The following is an 18,161-nucleotide window of genomic DNA, read 5'->3' as shown; positions in this document are numbered from 1 at the left end:
TAACAAAGGGGGCGTTGACTATTCAAATTTATGTTGTCAAAAGAGGAGATACTTTAAACGACATTGCTATGCGTTTTAAAACGACAGTCAATGAAATCATCCGTACTAACGAAATCGAAACACCAAATCAACTCGTCATTGGACAAACAATTGTCATTCCAATTAGAGGTCAATTTTATGAGGTCAAACAAAATGACACACTATATCAAATTGGTAGACGGTTTCAAATCTCAGTGGAAGAATTGGCACGCGTGAACAGAATTCGGCCTGAAGCGATATTGCCTATTCGTTTCTTGCTCTATATTCCACAAAGACCGAAAAGGAACATTAATTCCAATGCTTATATTGAACCACGGGGAAATCAAGTCAGTGAAAACTTAAAGCAGGCAGCTAGAGAGGCCTCCCCATACTTAACCCATTTAGACGTCTTTAGTTTTCAAGCACAAAGAGATGGGACACTGCGAGAACCACCGTTAGACCAACTACCCCAGATTGCCGCTCAGAACAGAACTGTATTAACCATGGTGGTGACAAATCTAGAGAATGAAAAATTCAGTGATGAACTTGGGCGTATTCTTTTAACTAACCAATCTGTCAAAACGGCATTTTTAAATGAAATTGTTCGTGTTGCCAAAAAGTATCAATTCAAGGAAATCCATTTTGATTTTGAATATTTACGCCCTGCTGATAAAGATGCTTATATTCAATTTTTAAGAGAAGCAACAGCCCGTTTCCATCAAGAAGGATGGACAATATCTGTTGCACTTGCACCAAAAACAAGTAGTCAGCAAAAGGGCAAATGGTATGAAGCCCATGACTATGAAGCGATCGGTAAAATCGTCGATCACGTTGTGTTGATGACCTATGAATGGGGGTACAGCGGCGGCCCTCCACAAGCTGTCTCTCCAATTGGACCTGTCCGCCAAGTCATTGAATATGCACTAACTGTCATACCTGCCAATAAAATTGTAATGGGGCAGAATTTATACGGCTATGATTGGACACTTCCTTTCGTCCAGGGCGGCCCCATAGCCAAAGCCGTCAGTCCTCAACAAGCAATTGCACTTGCTAGAGAGCACAATGTCTCTATCTTATACGACGAAACAGCACAAGCACCCCATTTTCGTTATACAGATGCCAACAACAAAGAGCATGAGGTCTGGTTCGAAGACGCTAGATCAATTCAAGCAAAGTTCAACCTCATCAAAGAGCTAAATTTGAACGGCATTGCTTATTGGAAATTAGGTCTATCTTTCCCACAAAATTGGCTCTTATTATCAGATCAATTTAATATTGAAAAAAGAACGACATCGTAATCCATTCACTCTATCTATTAGAAGGGGTATGGTACAATATACATTGGTTTGACAACTTTAACTTTATAGATAGAGGAGAACGCCTATGTATCCTGCCCCTTTTATTGCAGTGGAAGGCCCGATTGGAGCCGGAAAAACAACTTTGGCTACAATGCTTGCGAAGGAATTTCAATTTCCTTTAGTAAAAGAGATTGTAGAAGAAAATCCATTCTTAGATAAATTTTATGAAGATATGGAACAATGGAGCTTTCAGCTTGAGATGTTCTTTTTATGCAATCGGTTCAAACAGTTAGAATCAATTGAAGAAAACTATGTGAATAAACAGCAGCCGGTTGTCACTGATTATCACGTCTATAAAAATATGATATTTGCAGAAAGAACATTATCAAAAAAGCACATGGATAAATACAGAAAGATCTATCACCTGCTAACAGATGATCTTCCTAAACCAAATGCCATGATCTATATAAAAGCCAGCCTTCCCACCTTACTTGAAAGAATACAGATGAGAGGACGCTCTTTTGAAGAAGACATTGACCCAGCTTATTTAAAAACACTCATTGAAGATTACGAGCTGGCTATTGAACATTTAAAACAGACTGAGCCAGGGCTTCCTATCATTACAATTGAAGGAGATCATACAGACTTCGTTTCCTCACAGCAAGATTACCAGCAAATTGTACAGAACATAAAGGAGCAAGTGCTATGAACAATATCGAAATACCAAAGGACGCAGTCATCACAATTGCCGGGACTGTTGGTGTCGGCAAATCAACTATGACCAAAACAATAGCGGACAAGCTAGGGTTTCAAACCTCTCTTGAAAAAGTAGATGATAACCCATATTTAGAGCCTTTTTATTCAGATTTCCAAAGATGGAGCTTCCACTTACAGGTCTATTTCCTAGCTGAGCGTTTTAAGGAGCAAAAGCGGATTTTTGAATCTGGCGGAGGATATGTACAAGATCGTTCCATTTATGAGGATACTGGCATTTTTGCAAAAATGCATGCGGACAAAGGTACGATGTCTGAGGTTGATTATGAAACGTATACAAGCCTATTTGAGGCGATGGTGATGACACCTTACTTCCCTCACCCTGATGTCCTCATCTATCTACACGGGGATTTAGATCATATTTTACATCGTATTGAGGAACGCGGCAGAGAGATGGAAACTCAAACTGACCGGGCTTATTGGGAAGAAATGTACACTCGATACACGGAATGGATCGAACAATTTGATTTATGCCCAGTGATTAAAATTAATATTGAAGATTACGACTTACTTCATGATGAAAGCTCACTTGATCCCATTCTTCATGAAATAGCTTCTGTTATTCAAAAAAATCGCTCTAAAACAAAATAAAAAAAACCGCTGCATTCGCGAAATGCAGCGGTTTGACAATTTCCAATTTTTATGCTTGTGTTCAATTCAACTAAGGTAAAAAATCAATATGGCGGAGGAAGAGGGATTCGAACCCCCGCGGGCTTTGACACCCCTGTCGGTTTTCAAGACCGATCCCTTCAGCCGGACTTGGGTATTCCTCCGTATCGACAAGAATTAATATACCATATCATTTTATTTGAAGTCAACATCTTTTCGAAAAAAATTTCAATATGTGATTTCGGCATGATATTTGCCTATAAAAAAGCAGCCATTGATGGCTGCTCCAGATTGTTGACAAAGGGTTAAAATGATTTTGATTTTAGCCCTTTGTCTTCTTTTCAGCGTGATAGAAAACCTTTGCAGTCTAGGAAGGGCGAGCACCGGAGCGGAGCGAATTTGACATTCGTGAGCACCGAAGCGCAGACCTGACAACGAATGCGAGGGTTTGTCTACACGCTGAAGCAGCCATTGACGGCTGCTCTTGATCTATTTCGTATCCTGTCTAATTTCTTCAATAAACTGATTCATCTCTACTTTAAAGTCATTTAATGACTCGATAATCTTCGTAAAGTCTGTCACTTGTTTGGCTTGTTCATTTGTTGAACTGCTGATTTGAGAGATGTTTTCAGACAAAGTGCCAATGCTGTCTTGGATTTCTTTTAAAAATGTATTAATGGTTTCAGCCGCTTCCTTCGAGCCATCTGATAATTTGCGAACTTCATCAGCAACGACAGCAAACCCTTTTCCGTTCTCACCTGCTCTTGCGGCTTCAATTGCAGCATTTAAACCAAGCAGATTTGTTTGTCTAGCAATTCCGCCAATGGTTTTGACGACTTCTTCAATATTCGCAGATTTCTCTTCCGCTCTTCCTGCCTGTTCGCTTATTTCTAAACTTGTGGCAGCCAGTTCTTGTGAATGTGCAGCAATTTGCTCAATTCCACCTTGGAGTTCTTTCGCTACTTTATTGATTTGCTCCATATAACCGCTTAATTTCTTTTCGCGATGATGTGAAAATGCCACTAAAAAAGAGCCGATTACTTTTCTATCTTCATCAAAAATCGGGTAACCTTTTACAGCAATTTCATAACCATATAAATGCTCTGGTAAATGACCGTCATATTCTTGTCCTCTTAATGTCGTCGCCACATTTTGGTCTTCTGGGTTCAATGGGTCTCCAACTTTCATACCAAAATCTATTGTGTTAGACGGGTAATAACAAAGTATCTTCTCTGTATCTGTGATGCCGAAAAGAATACTTTCATCTAGTACCTTTCTAAGTAAATGAGCCATTTCAACATAATAGTCAAGCCTATTCACGGTTATTCCTTCTTTCCTAGAAGCTTTTAATTTTTTTATCGGCTAAATTCAGGAAAACTGTAGGACTTTTGGTAAAAAGAAAAAGATGCCTTGACGGCATCTTATTTCATCACTTCTTTATTTCCCATATAAGGACGCAGTACTTCAGGAATGATTACTGTGCCGTCCTCTTGTTGATAGTTTTCTAAAATAGCCGCTACGGTTCTTCCTACCGCTAATCCAGATCCATTTAATGTGTGGACATGTTCTGGCTTCGCTTTAGGTTCTGGACGGAAACGAATGTTTGCACGTCTTGCTTGGAATGCTTCGAAGTTACTGCAAGAAGAAATTTCACGGTACGTATTCTGGCTCGGAATCCACACTTCGATATCGTATTTCTTCGCAGCTGTGAATCCTAAATCTCCCGTACACATGCTCATGACACGGTATGGAAGGTTCAATAGCTGAAGAACTTTTTCTGCTTGATTTGTTAGTTTCTCTAATTCTTCATAAGAATCTTCTGGTCTGACAAATTTAACAAGCTCTACCTTGTTAAATTGATGCTGACGGATGAGTCCGCGTGTATCTCTTCCGGCAGATCCTGCTTCTGATCTAAAGCAAGCACTGAATGCTGCATAGTTGATTGGCAGCTGTTCACCTTCGAGAATTTCGTCACGATGCATGTTCGTAATTGGCACTTCAGCTGTTGGAATGAGGAAGTAATCTTCTTCACGTATTTTAAAGGCATCCTCTTCGAACTTTGGAAGCTGACCAGTTCCTGTCATGCTCGCTCTGTTGACCATATAAGGTGGAAGCACTTCAGTAAAACCAAACTCATCCACATGTAAATCAAGCATAAAGTTATACAATGCGCGTTCTAAGCGTGCGCCAAGCCCTTTATAAAAAACGAAACGGCTTCCTGTCACTTTTCCTGCACGTTCAAAATCAAGGATTTTTAGCTCATCAGCTACGTCCCAATGTGGTTTTGGTTCAAATGAGAAGGCTGGCTGTTCGCCCCATTTTCTCACTTCCACGTTGTCGTCTTCTGTTTCACCAACTGGTACAGAGTCATGGGGGATATTTGGAATTGAGAACAGGATGTGCTGCAGGCTTTCTTCTACTGTTCTTAGCTCATCATCCAGCTTCTTGATCTCATCTCCTACCTCACGCATTTCTTGAATAATGTGATCGGCGTCTTTCTTTTCTCTTTTTAGAACGGCCACTTGCTGTGATACTTCATTTCTTCGGCTCTTTAATTCTTCTGTTTTCCCGATTAATTCTCTTCTTTTTTGATCTAGCTCACCAAACTTATCAAAATCCGCTAAATCTTCGCCTCGGTGTGCTAATTTTTCTTTGATTTGATCAAAGTCCGTGCGCAGTTGTTTAATATCCAGCATGTGTAACACTCCTTTTTTTATCGAAAAATAAAAAGAGCCCTCATCCCATGAAAGGGACGAGAGCTCTCGCGTTGCCACCCTGATTGAAAACATGCAAAGGCATGCTTTCCTCTTTCCTCTGTAACGGTATCACCGTAAATGCTTACTTCTCTAGTTTCAGCATTTCGCTCAAGGATGGATTCAGAATGCATCTTTCACCGATTCTCACCAACCATCGGCTCTCTGAGAAAGAGGGGCTTCTTACTATTTCCCGTCAACGCTTTTTCGATCTTTGATTGTGACTTTAATGTACTATAAGTTTTATCTCTTTTCAACCGTTTTATACAGCAAGCTTCGTTTTGTAGGACTTCACCATGTCTACAAACAGCTGTGTTAACCGGTGATCGTCTGTCAGCTCTGGATGAAAGGAGCAACCTAAGATATTGTTTTCTTTCGCCATCACAATCCTGCCATCATATTCAGCCATGATTTCTACGCTATCATCTGCGCTGATGATATGAGGCGCACGGATGAATACGCCCGTAAACGGCGCATCCAGTCCTTTTACTTCTAAATCTGCTTCAAAGCTGTCTACCTGTCTGCCAAAAGAATTCCGTGCAACAGATACATTTAACAGTCCAAGATGAGCATCTTCTCGATCTTCGATATGCTTTGCCAGCATAATCAGACCGGCACATGTCCCGAAAATCGGTTTCCCTTGAGCAGCGAACGCTTTGATCGGATCAATGAATTGGTACGTATCCATGAGTCTTCTCATCGTCGTACTTTCTCCACCAGGGATAATCAAACCGTCAACGGATTCTAGCTCTTCTACGCGTTTGATAATCTTTCCTTCTGCGCCGCAGGCTTCAATCGATTGAATATGTTCTCTCACTGCTCCTTGAAGCCCTAGTACACCAATTGTCAGCATGTTCGTTTGCGCTCCCTTAATTACCAGCCACGCTCTTGCATACGTTCTTCTGGCAGTAGATTTGAAATTTCAATTCCTTTCATAGCTGTTCCAAGCTCTTTTGAAAGTTCTGCAATGAGACGGTAATCTGTGAAATGAGTTGTTGCTTCAACAATCGCTTTTGCAAATTTCGCTGGATTGTCTGATTTGAAAATACCAGATCCGACAAATACACCGTCTGCTCCAAGCTGCATCATTAACGCAGCATCTGCTGGTGTTGCAACTCCGCCTGCAGCAAAGTTCACAACTGGCAGCTTGCCATCTCTTTTGATTTGCAACAATAATTCATAAGGTGCCCCAAGATTCTTAGCTTCTGTCATCAGTTCATCTTCACTCATGGCTGATACTTTACGAATCTGAGCATTAACCTTTCTCATATGACGAACAGCTTCGACAATGTTGCCTGTCCCAGGCTCCCCTTTTGTACGAAGCATAGAAGCGCCTTCTGCGATACGGCGTGTTGCCTCACCTAGGTCGCGGCATCCACAGACAAAAGGTACTGTGTATTCATTTTTATTTAAATGGAATTCCTCATCTGCGGGCGTCAGCACTTCACTCTCATCGATATAATCAACACCAAGTGCTTCAAGAACACGAGCCTCGACGATGTGGCCGATACGTGCTTTTGCCATGACTGGAATCGTTACTGCATTTTGTACTTCCTCTACGATTCTTGGGTCTGCCATACGGGCAACACCGCCTGCTGCACGGATATCAGCTGGTACTCGTTCTAGTGCCATGACTGCCACCGCACCTGCTTCTTCTGCAATTTTTGCCTGCTCCGCATTGACGACATCCATAATGACGCCACCCTTTTGCATTTCTGCCATTCCACGTTTCACTCGTTCAGTTCCCTTATTGCTCACAATAGTTTCCTCCCATTTGTCTATTCGATTGATTCAACATCTTTATCATACAAGCGAGAAAGTATAACAATAAAGAGAATAGTATAACAATTCAACCAACCGGGAAATAAAGATAAACCCTTGTAAACAAAGGATTTCCAGCTTAAAACATGTCATTTTCTCTTTCAAGTATGATTTACATGCTATAATACAACTATAACAATTAAAATTCATGTATAACAATTTTGCATTCTTTGGAGGGGTTTCATGCATATTGATATCCATCGACACTCTGATACATCTCTTTCAAATCAAATTTACTTTTCAATCATTGATCACATTCAATCGGGTTTGCTTCAGCAAGGAGAAAAGCTGCCGACTGTCCGTGATTTAGCTAAGCAGCTGAATGTGAGTCTTGTCACGGCAGCAAAGGCATACACACGATTAAAGGACGACGGATATTTAACAACGGTGCAAGGTAAAGGAACTTTTGTGAATGAGCAGCAAGAGCAGGCAGATATCCCGATTCCTTCATCTACCTCTTTCGATTGGCAGTTGTCGATTCCAGATTACTTACCACGCTCTCAATTCGCTCAGTATCACTATGTCGAAGAAGCCATTAACCTTTCTTCCTCTATGATCGATCCAGGGCTTTTGCCAAACCGGTATTTAGAAAAAGAAATGCAGCATGTACTAGCCAGACATCCTCAAATCATGTCGAAGTATGGAGAAATACAAGGTGATCTTCAGCTGCGACAGGTCATTCAATCTTTTTTAGAAAAGTTGGATGTGCCATCTACACCTGAAAATATTCTCGTAACAAGTGGTTCTCAGCAAGGGCTTGATTTGGTGGCACGTACGTTTATTGGACCGGATGATGTGGTCGTCATGGAAGCACCAACATATCCAGGGGCCATCGATGTCTTTATGGGCAGAGGAGCAAGAATCATTACCGTCCCTGTCGATCATGAAGGGATGAACATGAAGCAGCTTCAAAGCATTTGTGATAAATATAAACCGAAGCTCATCTATACGATTCCTACTTTTCACAGTCCGACAGGGGCCAGTATGTCGATGAAACGCAGAAAACAGCTTCTCTTACTGGCTCAAAGCATAGATTGTCTCATTGTAGAAGATGACCCATATCGTGAGCTTTATTTTGAAAAGAAGCCGCCAGCACCTATTAAAAGCTTGGACCATGATGGACACGTCATTTATTTACGAGGATTAAGTAAAACACTGGCTCCAGGATGCAGAATAGGGATTATCACCGCATCAGGCTCGATATTTAACCGCTTATTAGCTGCAAAGGCCAATAATGACTTAGGCAGCCCTCTCCTCACACAAAAGGCCATATTGCCGTTTCTGACATCGAAGAAAATGATTGATCATACGAAGAAGCTAAGAACCGCCTTGAAGGTGAGACGCGATTTGATGATGGATGTGTTAACGAAGCACGCACCGAAAGATGTAACGTGGCAAATTCCACAGGGCGGTCTCAATTTATGGCTCAGCTTTCCTTCCTGGGTCGATACACGAGCACTGTTACATGAGGCCCGTAAGCAGCAAATTACTTTTCTACCTGGCTCTGTCTGCTATCCTGGAGAGCCGAAACAGAATTATATCCGCCTCAGCTTTTCTTATGTGAATGAAAAAGCACTGGCCGAGGGCGTGGAAAAGTTATGTGGTATTTTTCAGCAAGCCTTGTCCACTCCTCAAAATCAGAAGCAATCGCTCTTCTTTTAACGATAAAAAAACTGCTCTCGTGTATAGAGAGCAGTTTTTTATTAGAACCAGCCTTTTACTGTGTCAACGATTCCGCCCCAAATGCCAGCGAAGAATCCACCTACACCACGCATTGCAAGGATGAACCAGTTTGCTTTTTCATCGCTTGTTTTCGTCACAAGCTCAACACCTGATTGGTCTTTATTTAAATAGCCGTAGTCCTTCTCATCACCAGAATAAGAAGTCGTCAGCATGCCAACCTTCGTTCCTTTTTTAATAGGAGCTTCTAGTTTCTTTTTCTCGATATTTACTTTTGCTTTATAGCTCTTTTCGTCACCATTTTTTACTGGCACAGAAAATGCTTCTTTCGTCACAACAGGTACTTCTTTATCTTTGCCTTTATCCACTTCGATGTTTTCATGTCCTTTAATTTGTTGACCTTTTTTGTACATTTCTTTCATCGTGAAGTTTTTAAACGCATAGTCGAACAGTTTTTTTGCCACGTCGAAACGTGCTGTATGAAGATTACCTTTTGCATTCAAAATAACTGCGATGACACGCATGTCACCTTGTTTTGCTGTACCTGTGAAGCTAGAACCGGCTGAATCTGTAGATCCCGTTTTCAGACCGTCAACACCTTTATATTCCTTCACAAGTCCTTTAAGCATGAAGTTCCAGTTAGGCATGTCCATTTCATCGTCAGTGCCTTCTCTGAACTTTGTTTTCGCAATACTTGCTGTTTCAAGAATTTCTGGATGGTCTTTGATGAGATGCTGTGCAAGCAAAGCCATATCTTTTGCAGATACTTCACTTTCTTCATCAGGACCTGTACCTTTTGGCTGTTGGCCATGTAAGTCTTTATTTTCCAGACCAGTTGCATTCACAAATTTGTAGTTTGTTAAACCAAGTTCTTTTGCTTTTGCGTTCATTTTTTCAACAAACTTCGATTCTGATCCAGCGATCACTTCTGCTAAACCAATCGCTGCTGCATTTGCCGAATAAATAGCCGTTGCTTGATAAAGTTCTTTTACTGTATACGAACCATCTTTTCTCAAAGGAACGTTGGATAAGCTGCGGTCCTGAGAAATTTCGTATACATAATCATCTGGCGTATACTTTTGATCCCATTTCACTTTTCCTTCAGCAATTGCCTCTAGTAATAGATACTCTGTCATCATTTTTGCCATACTTGCAATAGGCAGTCTTTGATCTGCGTTTTTACTATAAAGAATTTTACCTGTAGAAGCTTCAATAAGGATCGCTGCTTTCGCATTCACACTGAATGGATCTTCAGCAGCTTTTGCTTTGGACATTGGTGTAAATGCTGTAACAATCAATGCCAATGCAAGGATAGAGACCATAAGCTGTTTCATCATCTTGCTGTTCAATCGTCATACCTCCGTATTCATCTTTTTTCGACGTTTTTCATATATATGTAATCCACAAGGGCTTATCTCAACACAACAGTATAAATTTTATCACAATAAAGACAAAAAAAATAGACAGAGTCATAGACCCTGTCAAATGTAATTTGATTGTCACAATTTATCAAGAAATTGTGTAGTTTGGTGATTCTTTTGTAATTTGTACATCATGTGGATGACTCTCACGAAGTCCTGCACCCGTCATACGAATGAATTGTGCTTCTTCTCTAAGAGTGCGTAAATCTTGCGTTCCACAATAGCCCATACCAGAACGAATACCGCCAACTAGTTGATACACTGTATCAACGACTGGCCCTTTGTATGGTGTACGGCCTTCGATACCTTCAGGAACGAATTTTTTATTATCTTCTTGGAAGTAACGATCTTTACTTCCTTTTTCCATTGCAGCGACAGAACCCATACCACGATAAACTTTGAAACGTCTACCTTGGAAAATTTCTGTTTCTCCTGGGCTTTCAGATGTACCAGCTAGAAGGCTTCCCAGCATAACAGCATGTCCGCCAGATGCTAATGCTTTCACGATATCACCTGAATATTTAATTCCACCATCTGCAATAATAGCTTTACCATGTTTTCTTGCTTCTGTTGCACAGTCATAGATCGCTGTGATTTGTGGTACACCGACACCTGCAACAACACGTGTTGTACAAATAGATCCTGGTCCGATACCGACTTTCACAATATCTGCTCCTGCTTCAAACAATGCTTTTGTTGCTTCAGCTGTTGCAACATTACCAGCAATGATGTTAAGAGAAGGATACGTTTCACGGATTTTCGATACAGTGTTTAGAACACCTTGAGAATGACCGTGTGCTGTATCAATGACAATGACATCTACATTGGCTTCGACTAATTTTTTCACACGTGTCATTGTATCGCCAGTGACACCAACAGCGGCACCAACAATTAAACGGCCATGTGCATCTTTAGAGGAGTTAGGGAATTCAATCACTTTTTCAATATCTTTGATTGTGATAAGACCTTTTAACGTTCCTTCGTCATCTAAAAGAGGTAATTTTTCAATCTTGTACTGCTGTAGGATTTTTTCAGCTTCTTCTAATGTTGTACCAACAGAAGCTGTCACAAGTTCCTCTTTTGTCATCACGTCGCTAATCTTCATTGAATAATCCGAAATAAAACGAAGGTCACGGTTCGTAATAATACCAACAAGCTTTTGGTCTTGTTCGTTGTTGACAATCGGCACACCTGAAATACGGTATTTACCCATCAAATGCTCTGCATCAAATACTTGATGCTCTGGTGTTAAGAAGAATGGATTTGTAATAACGCCGCGCTCTGAACGTTTTACTTTATCCACCTGTTCTGCTTGCTGTTCAATGGACATGTTCTTATGAATAATACCAAGACCACCTTGACGTGCCATTGCAATGGCCATTTGTGATTCCGTCACTGTGTCCATTCCCGCACTGATAATTGGAATGTTTAGCTTTAATGTGCTTGTTAGCTCCACTGATAAATCGACATCACGCGGAAGTACTTCAGACTTTGCTGGAACAAGCAAAACATCGTCAAACGTCAAACCTTCTTTTGAAAATTTACTTTCCCACATTAGTAAATCCCCCTCTTTTCGGCAAAATATTATATGTAGATTATCAACTAGCAAACAGCATGTCAAGGAAGCAACAAACAGTTGCAATTTTTAGAAAATATAAAGAGAGTTGAGGAAGAAGATGAAAAGTTCAGGATGGAAGGATTTAAAACGTTTTTACTCGCTCGAAACCTCCCAAAAGTTTCTATTTCAACAATATGAGAAACGGAACATTCAAGATGCAAACCAGCAAGCCTATAAAAACTGTGAACGATTTATTTACTTTCTAAAACATGGCCATACGTTCTATGAACAGGCAGCGATCGCGCCTCTAGAACTTAAACCCATTTTATTGTTTTATGGAATGGCACAGCTGCTTAAAGCATGTTTGCTGACAGTTGATCCCCATTATCCTTCTCAAACCTCTGTTTTAGCTCATGGCGTAACATCGAGAAAGAGAAAGAAACAGCATTACCGTTTTAGTGAAGATGAGGTGAAAATCCAAAGAAATGGGCTATGTATGCATGTGTTAAAGCATCTATTTCAATTAAATGGTCTTGAAGATGAACGATTTACGATGATCCATCTCCTGTCTAAAATACCTGAAATGAGTCATATTCTTGAGTTTCAAAAGCAGCCCTCGACTTTAGTTAAAGTAGAAAAGGCTAATGGAATGATGATTCAAGATCATATTCCATTACTTTATAACATGTCTGCTGAACGCTTTATTGAATACTTTGAGTTTCATACAAGCTGGAAACTCAAACAGAGAGAGGCTAAAAAACTGACGTTTGATGTATTTCTTGAAGAAAACCCAGCTCTTGCTACTCATCTTCATTATGATTTAGAAATGGATCAATGGTTTATACCGTCAACACGAGATGCTTTTCTAGGGATTCCTGAAATCATCAGCCATTACTTATTGATGTATAACCTTAGTATGATTGCCCGCTACGAAACAGAATGGTGGTACGAGCTGCTGTCTCAATACATTAGCGATGATTACGTGATGATTGAACGCTACATGGAGATTGCAGAAGAGAAGTTTCCAGCTTACATCATGATGCTGTTAGAAGAAAAAACAAAAAAGACCAGTTCCGACTGGAACTGATCCTAATAGAAGCTTGGCGGCGTCCTACTCTCACAGGGGGAAACCCCCAACTACCATCGGCGCTGAAGAGCTTAACTTCCGTGTTCGGTATGGGAACGGGTGTGACCTCTTCGCTATCGCCACCAAACCTGATGGAGAGAATGTTCTCTCAAAACTAGATAACAATGTTCATGCTTCACATTAGAATATAGGTTAAGTCCTCGATCTATTAGTATCTGTCAGCTCCACGTGTCACCACGCTTCCACCTCAGACCTATCAACCTGATCATCTTTCAGGGATCTTACTTCCTTGCGGAATGGGAAATCTCATCTTGAGGGGGGCTTCATGCTTAGATGCTTTCAGCACTTATCCCGTCCGCACATAGCTACCCAGCGATGCCCTTGGCAGAACAACTGGTACACCAGCGGTGCGTCCATCCCGGTCCTCTCGTACTAAGGACAGCTCCTCTCAAATTTCCTGCGCCCGCGACGGATAGGGACCGAACTGTCTCACGACGTTCTGAACCCAGCTCGCGTACCGCTTTAATGGGCGAACAGCCCAACCCTTGGGACCGACTACAGCCCCAGGATGCGATGAGCCGACATCGAGGTGCCAAACCTCCCCGTCGATGTGGACTCTTGGGGGAGATAAGCCTGTTATCCCCGGGGTAGCTTTTATCCGTTGAGCGATGGCCCTTCCATGCGGAACCACCGGATCACTAAGCCCGACTTTCGTCCCTGCTCGACTTGTAGGTCTCGCAGTCAAGCTCCCTTGTGCCTTTACACTCTGCGAATGATTTCCAACCATTCTGAGGGAACCTTTGGGCGCCTCCGTTACATTTTAGGAGGCGACCGCCCCAGTCAAACTGCCCACCTGACACTGTCTCCCTGCCCGATAAGGGCAGCGGGTTAGAAGGTCAATACAGCCAGGGTAGTATCCCACCGATGCCTCCACCGAAGCTAGCGCTCCGGTTTCCAAGGCTCCTACCTATCCTGTACAAGCTGTACCAACATTCAATATCAGGCTGCAGTAAAGCTCCACGGGGTCTTTCCGTCCTGTCGCGGGTAACCTGCATCTTCACAGGTACTATAATTTCACCGAGTCTCTCGTTGAGACAGTGCCCAGATCGTTGCGCCTTTCGTGCGGGTCGGAACTTACCCGACAAGGAATTTCGCTACCTTAGGACCGTTATAGTTACGGCCGCCGTTTACTGGGGCTTCAATTCGCACCTTCGCTTACGCTAAGCGCTCCTCTTAACCTTCCAGCACCGGGCAGGCGTCAGCCCCTATACTTCGCCTTACGGCTTCGCAGAGACCTGTGTTTTTGCTAAACAGTCGCCTGGGCCTATTCACTGCGGCTTCTCGGGGCTTTAACACCCTAAGAAGCACCCCTTCTCCCGAAGTTACGGGGTCATTTTGCCGAGTTCCTTAACGAGAGTTCTCTCGATCACCTTAGGATTCTCTCCTCGCCTACCTGTGTCGGTTTGCGGTACGGGCACCTCTCACCTCGCTAGAGGCTTTTCTTGGCAGTGTGGAATCAGGAACTTCGCTACTAAATTTCGCTCGCCATCACAGCTCAGCCTTTACGGGAAACGGATTTGCCTATTTCCCAGCCTAACTGCTTGGACGCGGATATCCAATACCGCGCTTACCCTATCCTCCTGCGTCCCCCCATTGCTCAAATGGTGAGGAGGTGGTACAGGAATATCAACCTGTTGTCCATCGCCTACGCCTTTCGGCCTCGGCTTAGGTCCCGACTAACCCTGAGCGGACGAGCCTTCCTCAGGAAACCTTAGGCATTCGGTGGACGGGATTCTCACCCGTCTTTCGCTACTCATACCGGCATTCTCACTTCTAAGCGCTCCACCAGTCCTTCCGGTCTGGCTTCACAGCCCTTAGAACGCTCTCCTACCACTGTTCGTAAGAACAGTCCGCAGCTTCGGTGATACGTTTAGCCCCGGTACATTTTCGGCGCAGAGTCACTCGACCAGTGAGCTATTACGCACTCTTTAAATGGTGGCTGCTTCTAAGCCAACATCCTGGTTGTCTAAGCAACTCCACATCCTTTTCCACTTAACGTATACTTTGGGACCTTAGCTGGCGGTCTGGGCTGTTTCCCTTTCGACTACGGATCTTATCACTCGCAGTCTGACTCCCAAGGATAAGTCATCGGCATTCGGAGTTTGACTGAATTCGGTAACCCGGTAGGGGCCCCTAGTCCAATCAGTGCTCTACCTCCGAGACTCTTACCTTGAGGCTAGCCCTAAAGCTATTTCGGAGAGAACCAGCTATCTCCAGGTTCGATTGGCATTTCACCCCTACCCACACCTCATCCCCGCACTTTTCAACGTGCGTGGGTTCGGGCCTCCATTCAGTGTTACCTGAACTTCACCCTGGACATGGGTAGATCACCTGGTTTCGGGTCTACGACCACGTACTCATGCGCCCTATTCAGACTCGCTTTCGCTGCGGCTCCGCATCTTCTGCTTAACCTTGCACGGGATCGTAACTCGCCGGTTCATTCTACAAAAGGCACGCCATCACCCGTTAACGGGCTCTGACTACTTGTAGGCACACGGTTTCAGGATCTATTTCACTCCCCTTCCGGGGTGCTTTTCACCTTTCCCTCACGGTACTGGTTCACTATCGGTCACTAGGGAGTATTTAGCCTTGGGAGATGGTCCTCCCGGATTCCGACGGAATTTCACGTGTTCCGCCGTACTCAGGATCCACTCTGGAGAGAACGACATTTCAGTTACAGGGCTGTTACCTTCTTTGGCGGGCCTTTCCAGACCTCTTCGCTTATATCATTCCTTTGTAACTCCGTATAGAGTGTCCTACAACCCCAAGAGGCAAGCCTCTTGGTTTGGGCTGTTCCCGTTTCGCTCGCCGCTACTCAGGGAATCGCATTTGCTTTCTCTTCCTCCGGGTACTTAGATGTTTCAGTTCCCCGGGTATGCCTTCTCATACTCTATGTATTCAAGTATGGATACTACTCCATTACGAGCAGTGGGTTTCCCCATTCGGAAATCTCCGGATCAAAGCTTGCTTACAGCTCCCCGAAGCATATCGGTGTTCGTCCCGTCCTTCATCGGCTCCTAGTGCCAAGGCATCCACCGTGCGCCCTTTCTAACTTAACCATTTCTTACTTTAGAAAGAATCACTATGTGTGATGAACTTTGCATTGCATTCAATGTGAATGTATTACTTATTGTTATCTAGTTTTCAAAGAACACGTTGGTGGAGCCTAGCGGGATCGAACCGCTGACCTCCTGCGTGCAAGGCAGGCGCTCTCCCAGCTGAGCTAAGGCCCCGATTTAATAGAAGATGGTGGGCCTGAGTGGACTCGAACCACCGACCTCACGCTTATCAGGCGTGCGCTCTAACCAGCTGAGCTACAGGCCCATCTTTCATATCGAAGATATGATGTTGTAGGATCTTTTGCAAGTTCCTTCAAAACTAAACAAGACGAAAACGTACGCTGCTCCATATATCCTTAGAAAGGAGGTGATCCAGCCGCACCTTCCGATACGGCTACCTTGTTACGACTTCACCCCAATCATCTGCCCCACCTTCGGCGGCTGGCTCCATAAAGGTTACCTCACCGACTTCGGGTGTTGCAAACTCTCGTGGTGTGACGGGCGGTGTGTACAAGGCCCGGGAACGTATTCACCGCGGCATGCTGATCCGCGATTACTAGCGATTCCAGCTTCACGCAGTCGAGTTGCAGACTGCGATCCGAACTGAGAACAGATTTATGGGATTGGCTAAACCTTGCGGTCTTGCAGCCCTTTGTTCTGTCCATTGTAGCACGTGTGTAGCCCAGGTCATAAGGGGCATGATGATTTGACGTCATCCCCACCTTCCTCCGGTTTGTCACCGGCAGTCACCTTAGAGTGCCCAACTGAATGCTGGCAACTAAGATCAAGGGTTGCGCTCGTTGCGGGACTTAACCCAACATCTCACGACACGAGCTGACGACAACCATGCACCACCTGTCACTCTGTCCCCGAAGGGAAAGCCCTATCTCTAGGGTTGTCAGAGGATGTCAAGACCTGGTAAGGTTCTTCGCGTTGCTTCGAATTAAACCACATGCTCCACCGCTTGTGCGGGCCCCCGTCAATTCCTTTGAGTTTCAGTCTTGCGACCGTACTCCCCAGGCGGAGTGCTTAATGCGTTAGCTGCAGCACTAAGGGGCGGAAACCCCCTAACACTTAGCACTCATCGTTTACGGCGTGGACTACCAGGGTATCTAATCCTGTTCGCTCCCCACGCTTTCGCTCCTCAGCGTCAGTTACAGACCAGAGAGTCGCCTTCGCCACTGGTGTTCCTCCACATCTCTACGCATTTCACCGCTACACGTGGAATTCCACTCTCCTCTTCTGCACTCAAGTTTCCCAGTTTCCAATGACCCTCCCCGGTTGAGCCGGGGGCTTTCACATCAGACTTAAGAAACCGCCTGCGAGCCCTTTACGCCCAATAATTCCGGACAACGCTTGCCACCTACGTATTACCGCGGCTGCTGGCACGTAGTTAGCCGTGGCTTTCTGGTTAGGTACCGTCAAGGTGCGAGCAGTTACTCTCGCACTTGTTCTTCCCTAACAACAGAGCTTTACGATCCGAAAACCTTCATCACTCACGCGGCGTTGCTCCGTCAGACTTTCGTCCATTGCGGAAGATTCCCTACTGCTGCCTCCCGTAGGAGTCTGGGCCGTGTCTCAGTCCCAGTGTGGCCGATCACCCTCTCAGGTCGGCTACGCATCGTCGCCTTGGTGAGCCATTACCCCACCAACTAGCTAATGCGCCGCGGGTCCATCTGTAAGTGACAGCCGAAACCGTCTTTCATCCTTGAACCATGCGGTTCAAGGAACTATCCGGTATTAGCTCCGGTTTCCCGGAGTTATCCCAGTCTTACAGGCAGGTTACCCACGTGTTACTCACCCGTCCGCCGCTAACATCCGGGAGCAAGCTCCCTTCTGTCCGCTCGACTTGCATGTATTAGGCACGCCGCCAGCGTTCGTCCTGAGCCAGGATCAAACTCTCCGAAAAAATACAAAACCGAAGTTTTGCTTTTCGCCAGTTTGACTGACTACCTATGAATTTTCATAGGATTTTTTATAAAAACTCGAATTAACAGGTACGTTTTGTCTTGTTTAGTTTTCA

At 44.0% G+C, this 18,161-nt stretch carries 10 protein-coding genes, 3 tRNA genes, 3 rRNA genes, 1 pseudogene and 1 other annotated feature; of the genes and pseudogenes, 5 read left to right on the top strand and 12 right to left on the bottom strand.

The annotated features are described in order from the left end of the window. The first annotated feature begins 68 nt into the window (after positions 1–68). From AAYR28_RS00085 to AAYR28_RS00075, 3 genes are all read left to right on the top strand, one after another. Positions 69–1,316 carry a glycoside hydrolase family 18 protein gene (locus AAYR28_RS00085; RefSeq protein ID WP_229137482.1) on the top strand — a complete coding sequence of 416 codons (1,248 nt, stop codon included), beginning with the start codon at positions 69–71 and terminating at the stop codon, positions 1,314–1,316. Positions 1,317–1,401: 85 nt separating this feature from the next. Beyond that, the gene (locus tag AAYR28_RS00080; protein ID WP_024425759.1) at positions 1,402–2,025 is read left to right on the top strand and encodes a deoxynucleoside kinase; all 624 of its coding nucleotides are present in this window, start codon (positions 1,402–1,404) and stop codon (positions 2,023–2,025) included. Then, positions 2,022–2,681, top strand: coding sequence for a deoxynucleoside kinase (locus AAYR28_RS00075; protein WP_003218104.1), 660 nt, complete (start codon positions 2,022–2,024; stop codon positions 2,679–2,681). Before AAYR28_RS00080 ends, AAYR28_RS00075 begins: the two co-directional genes overlap by 4 nt. 89 nt (positions 2,682–2,770) lie before the next feature. Here the strand turns inward: AAYR28_RS00075 and AAYR28_RS00070 are convergent. The 5 genes and pseudogenes from AAYR28_RS00070 to pdxS form a co-directional block, all read right to left on the bottom strand. Continuing rightward, positions 2,771–2,863, bottom strand: a tRNA-Ser gene (locus AAYR28_RS00070). 325 nt (positions 2,864–3,188) lie between these two features. Next, positions 3,189–3,524, bottom strand: a pseudogene (locus tag AAYR28_RS19020) (methyl-accepting chemotaxis protein); the annotation flags it as partial. 596 nt (positions 3,525–4,120) lie between these two features. After that, complete coding sequence (serS, locus tag AAYR28_RS00060) at positions 4,121–5,395, bottom strand: serine--tRNA ligase (protein ID WP_024426746.1); 1,275 nt, start codon at positions 5,393–5,395, stop codon at positions 4,121–4,123. 49 nt (positions 5,396–5,444) lie between these two features. Next, positions 5,445–5,661: a binding site (T-box leader), on the bottom strand. A 53-nt stretch (positions 5,662–5,714) separates the two neighbouring features. Next, a complete protein-coding gene (gene pdxT / locus AAYR28_RS00055; RefSeq protein ID WP_098677510.1) occupies positions 5,715–6,305 on the bottom strand; it encodes a pyridoxal 5'-phosphate synthase glutaminase subunit PdxT in 591 nt (196 codons plus the stop codon). Positions 6,306–6,325: 20 nt separating this feature from the next. Continuing rightward, complete coding sequence (gene pdxS, locus AAYR28_RS00050; protein WP_047203776.1) at positions 6,326–7,210, bottom strand: pyridoxal 5'-phosphate synthase lyase subunit PdxS; 885 nt, start codon at positions 7,208–7,210, stop codon at positions 6,326–6,328. A 246-nt stretch (positions 7,211–7,456) separates the two neighbouring features. Between pdxS and AAYR28_RS00045 the strand changes: the two genes are divergently transcribed. Then, a complete protein-coding gene (locus AAYR28_RS00045; protein ID WP_098677511.1) occupies positions 7,457–8,935 on the top strand; it encodes a PLP-dependent aminotransferase family protein in 1,479 nt (492 codons plus the stop codon). Between the two features lie 41 nt (positions 8,936–8,976). Here the strand turns inward: AAYR28_RS00045 and AAYR28_RS00040 are convergent, their stop codons facing one another. Both AAYR28_RS00040 and guaB read right to left on the bottom strand, forming a co-directional pair. Next, on the bottom strand, positions 8,977–10,302 hold the full coding sequence (locus tag AAYR28_RS00040) for a D-alanyl-D-alanine carboxypeptidase family protein (RefSeq protein WP_065214475.1): 1,326 nt from the start codon (positions 10,300–10,302) through the stop codon (positions 8,977–8,979). A gap of 160 nt (positions 10,303–10,462) precedes the next feature. After that, the gene (guaB, locus tag AAYR28_RS00035) at positions 10,463–11,929 is read right to left on the bottom strand and encodes an IMP dehydrogenase (RefSeq protein ID WP_024426749.1); all 1,467 of its coding nucleotides are present in this window, start codon (positions 11,927–11,929) and stop codon (positions 10,463–10,465) included. Between the two features lie 121 nt (positions 11,930–12,050). Between guaB and AAYR28_RS00030 the strand changes: the two genes are divergently transcribed. Next, positions 12,051–13,019 carry a YaaC family protein gene (locus AAYR28_RS00030; protein WP_024426750.1) on the top strand — a complete coding sequence of 323 codons (969 nt, stop codon included), beginning with the start codon at positions 12,051–12,053 and terminating at the stop codon, positions 13,017–13,019. Positions 13,020–13,030: 11 nt separating this feature from the next. Here the strand turns inward: AAYR28_RS00030 and rrf are convergent. The 5 genes from rrf to AAYR28_RS00005 all read right to left on the bottom strand — a co-directional run bounded on the left by rrf (position 13,031) and on the right by AAYR28_RS00005 (position 18,047). After that, positions 13,031–13,146, bottom strand: a 5S ribosomal RNA gene (rrf, locus tag AAYR28_RS00025). 61 nt (positions 13,147–13,207) lie between these two features. Then, positions 13,208–16,138 (bottom strand): 23S ribosomal RNA (locus AAYR28_RS00020). Positions 16,139–16,236: 98 nt separating this feature from the next. Further along, a tRNA-Ala gene (locus tag AAYR28_RS00015) sits at positions 16,237–16,312 on the bottom strand. A 14-nt stretch (positions 16,313–16,326) separates the two neighbouring features. Then, positions 16,327–16,403 (bottom strand) — tRNA-Ile (locus tag AAYR28_RS00010). Positions 16,404–16,498: 95 nt separating this feature from the next. Continuing rightward, positions 16,499–18,047: ribosomal RNA gene (locus AAYR28_RS00005) — 16S ribosomal RNA — on the bottom strand. The 16S, 23S and 5S rRNA genes sit together here with 2 tRNA genes alongside, the layout of an rRNA operon. Between the last annotated feature and the right edge of the window lie 114 nt (positions 18,048–18,161).

Source organism: Bacillus safensis, from assembly GCF_039619585.1.
GTDB classification, from domain to species: Bacteria; Bacillota; Bacilli; order Bacillales; family Bacillaceae; genus Bacillus; species Bacillus safensis.
The sequence above is the reverse complement of the archived record's forward strand: the minus strand, read 5'-3'. Positions and strand labels throughout refer to the sequence as shown.

Coding starts and splice junctions, on each gene's coding strand:
- pdxT (WP_098677510.1), bottom strand. CDS start 6,305: ATGCTGACAATTGGTGTACTAGGGCTTCAAGGAGCAGTGAGAGAACAT.
- AAYR28_RS00030 (WP_024426750.1), top strand. CDS start 12,051: ATGAAAAGTTCAGGATGGAAGGATTTAAAACGTTTTTACTCGCTCGAA.
- AAYR28_RS00075 (WP_003218104.1), top strand. CDS start 2,022: ATGAACAATATCGAAATACCAAAGGACGCAGTCATCACAATTGCCGGG.
- AAYR28_RS00045 (WP_098677511.1), top strand. CDS start 7,457: ATGCATATTGATATCCATCGACACTCTGATACATCTCTTTCAAATCAA.
- serS (WP_024426746.1), bottom strand. CDS start 5,395: ATGCTGGATATTAAACAACTGCGCACGGACTTTGATCAAATCAAAGAA.
- AAYR28_RS00080 (WP_024425759.1), top strand. CDS start 1,402: ATGTATCCTGCCCCTTTTATTGCAGTGGAAGGCCCGATTGGAGCCGGA.
- guaB (WP_024426749.1), bottom strand. CDS start 11,929: ATGTGGGAAAGTAAATTTTCAAAAGAAGGTTTGACGTTTGACGATGTT.
- AAYR28_RS00085 (WP_229137482.1), top strand. CDS start 69: ATGCGTTTTAAAACGACAGTCAATGAAATCATCCGTACTAACGAAATC.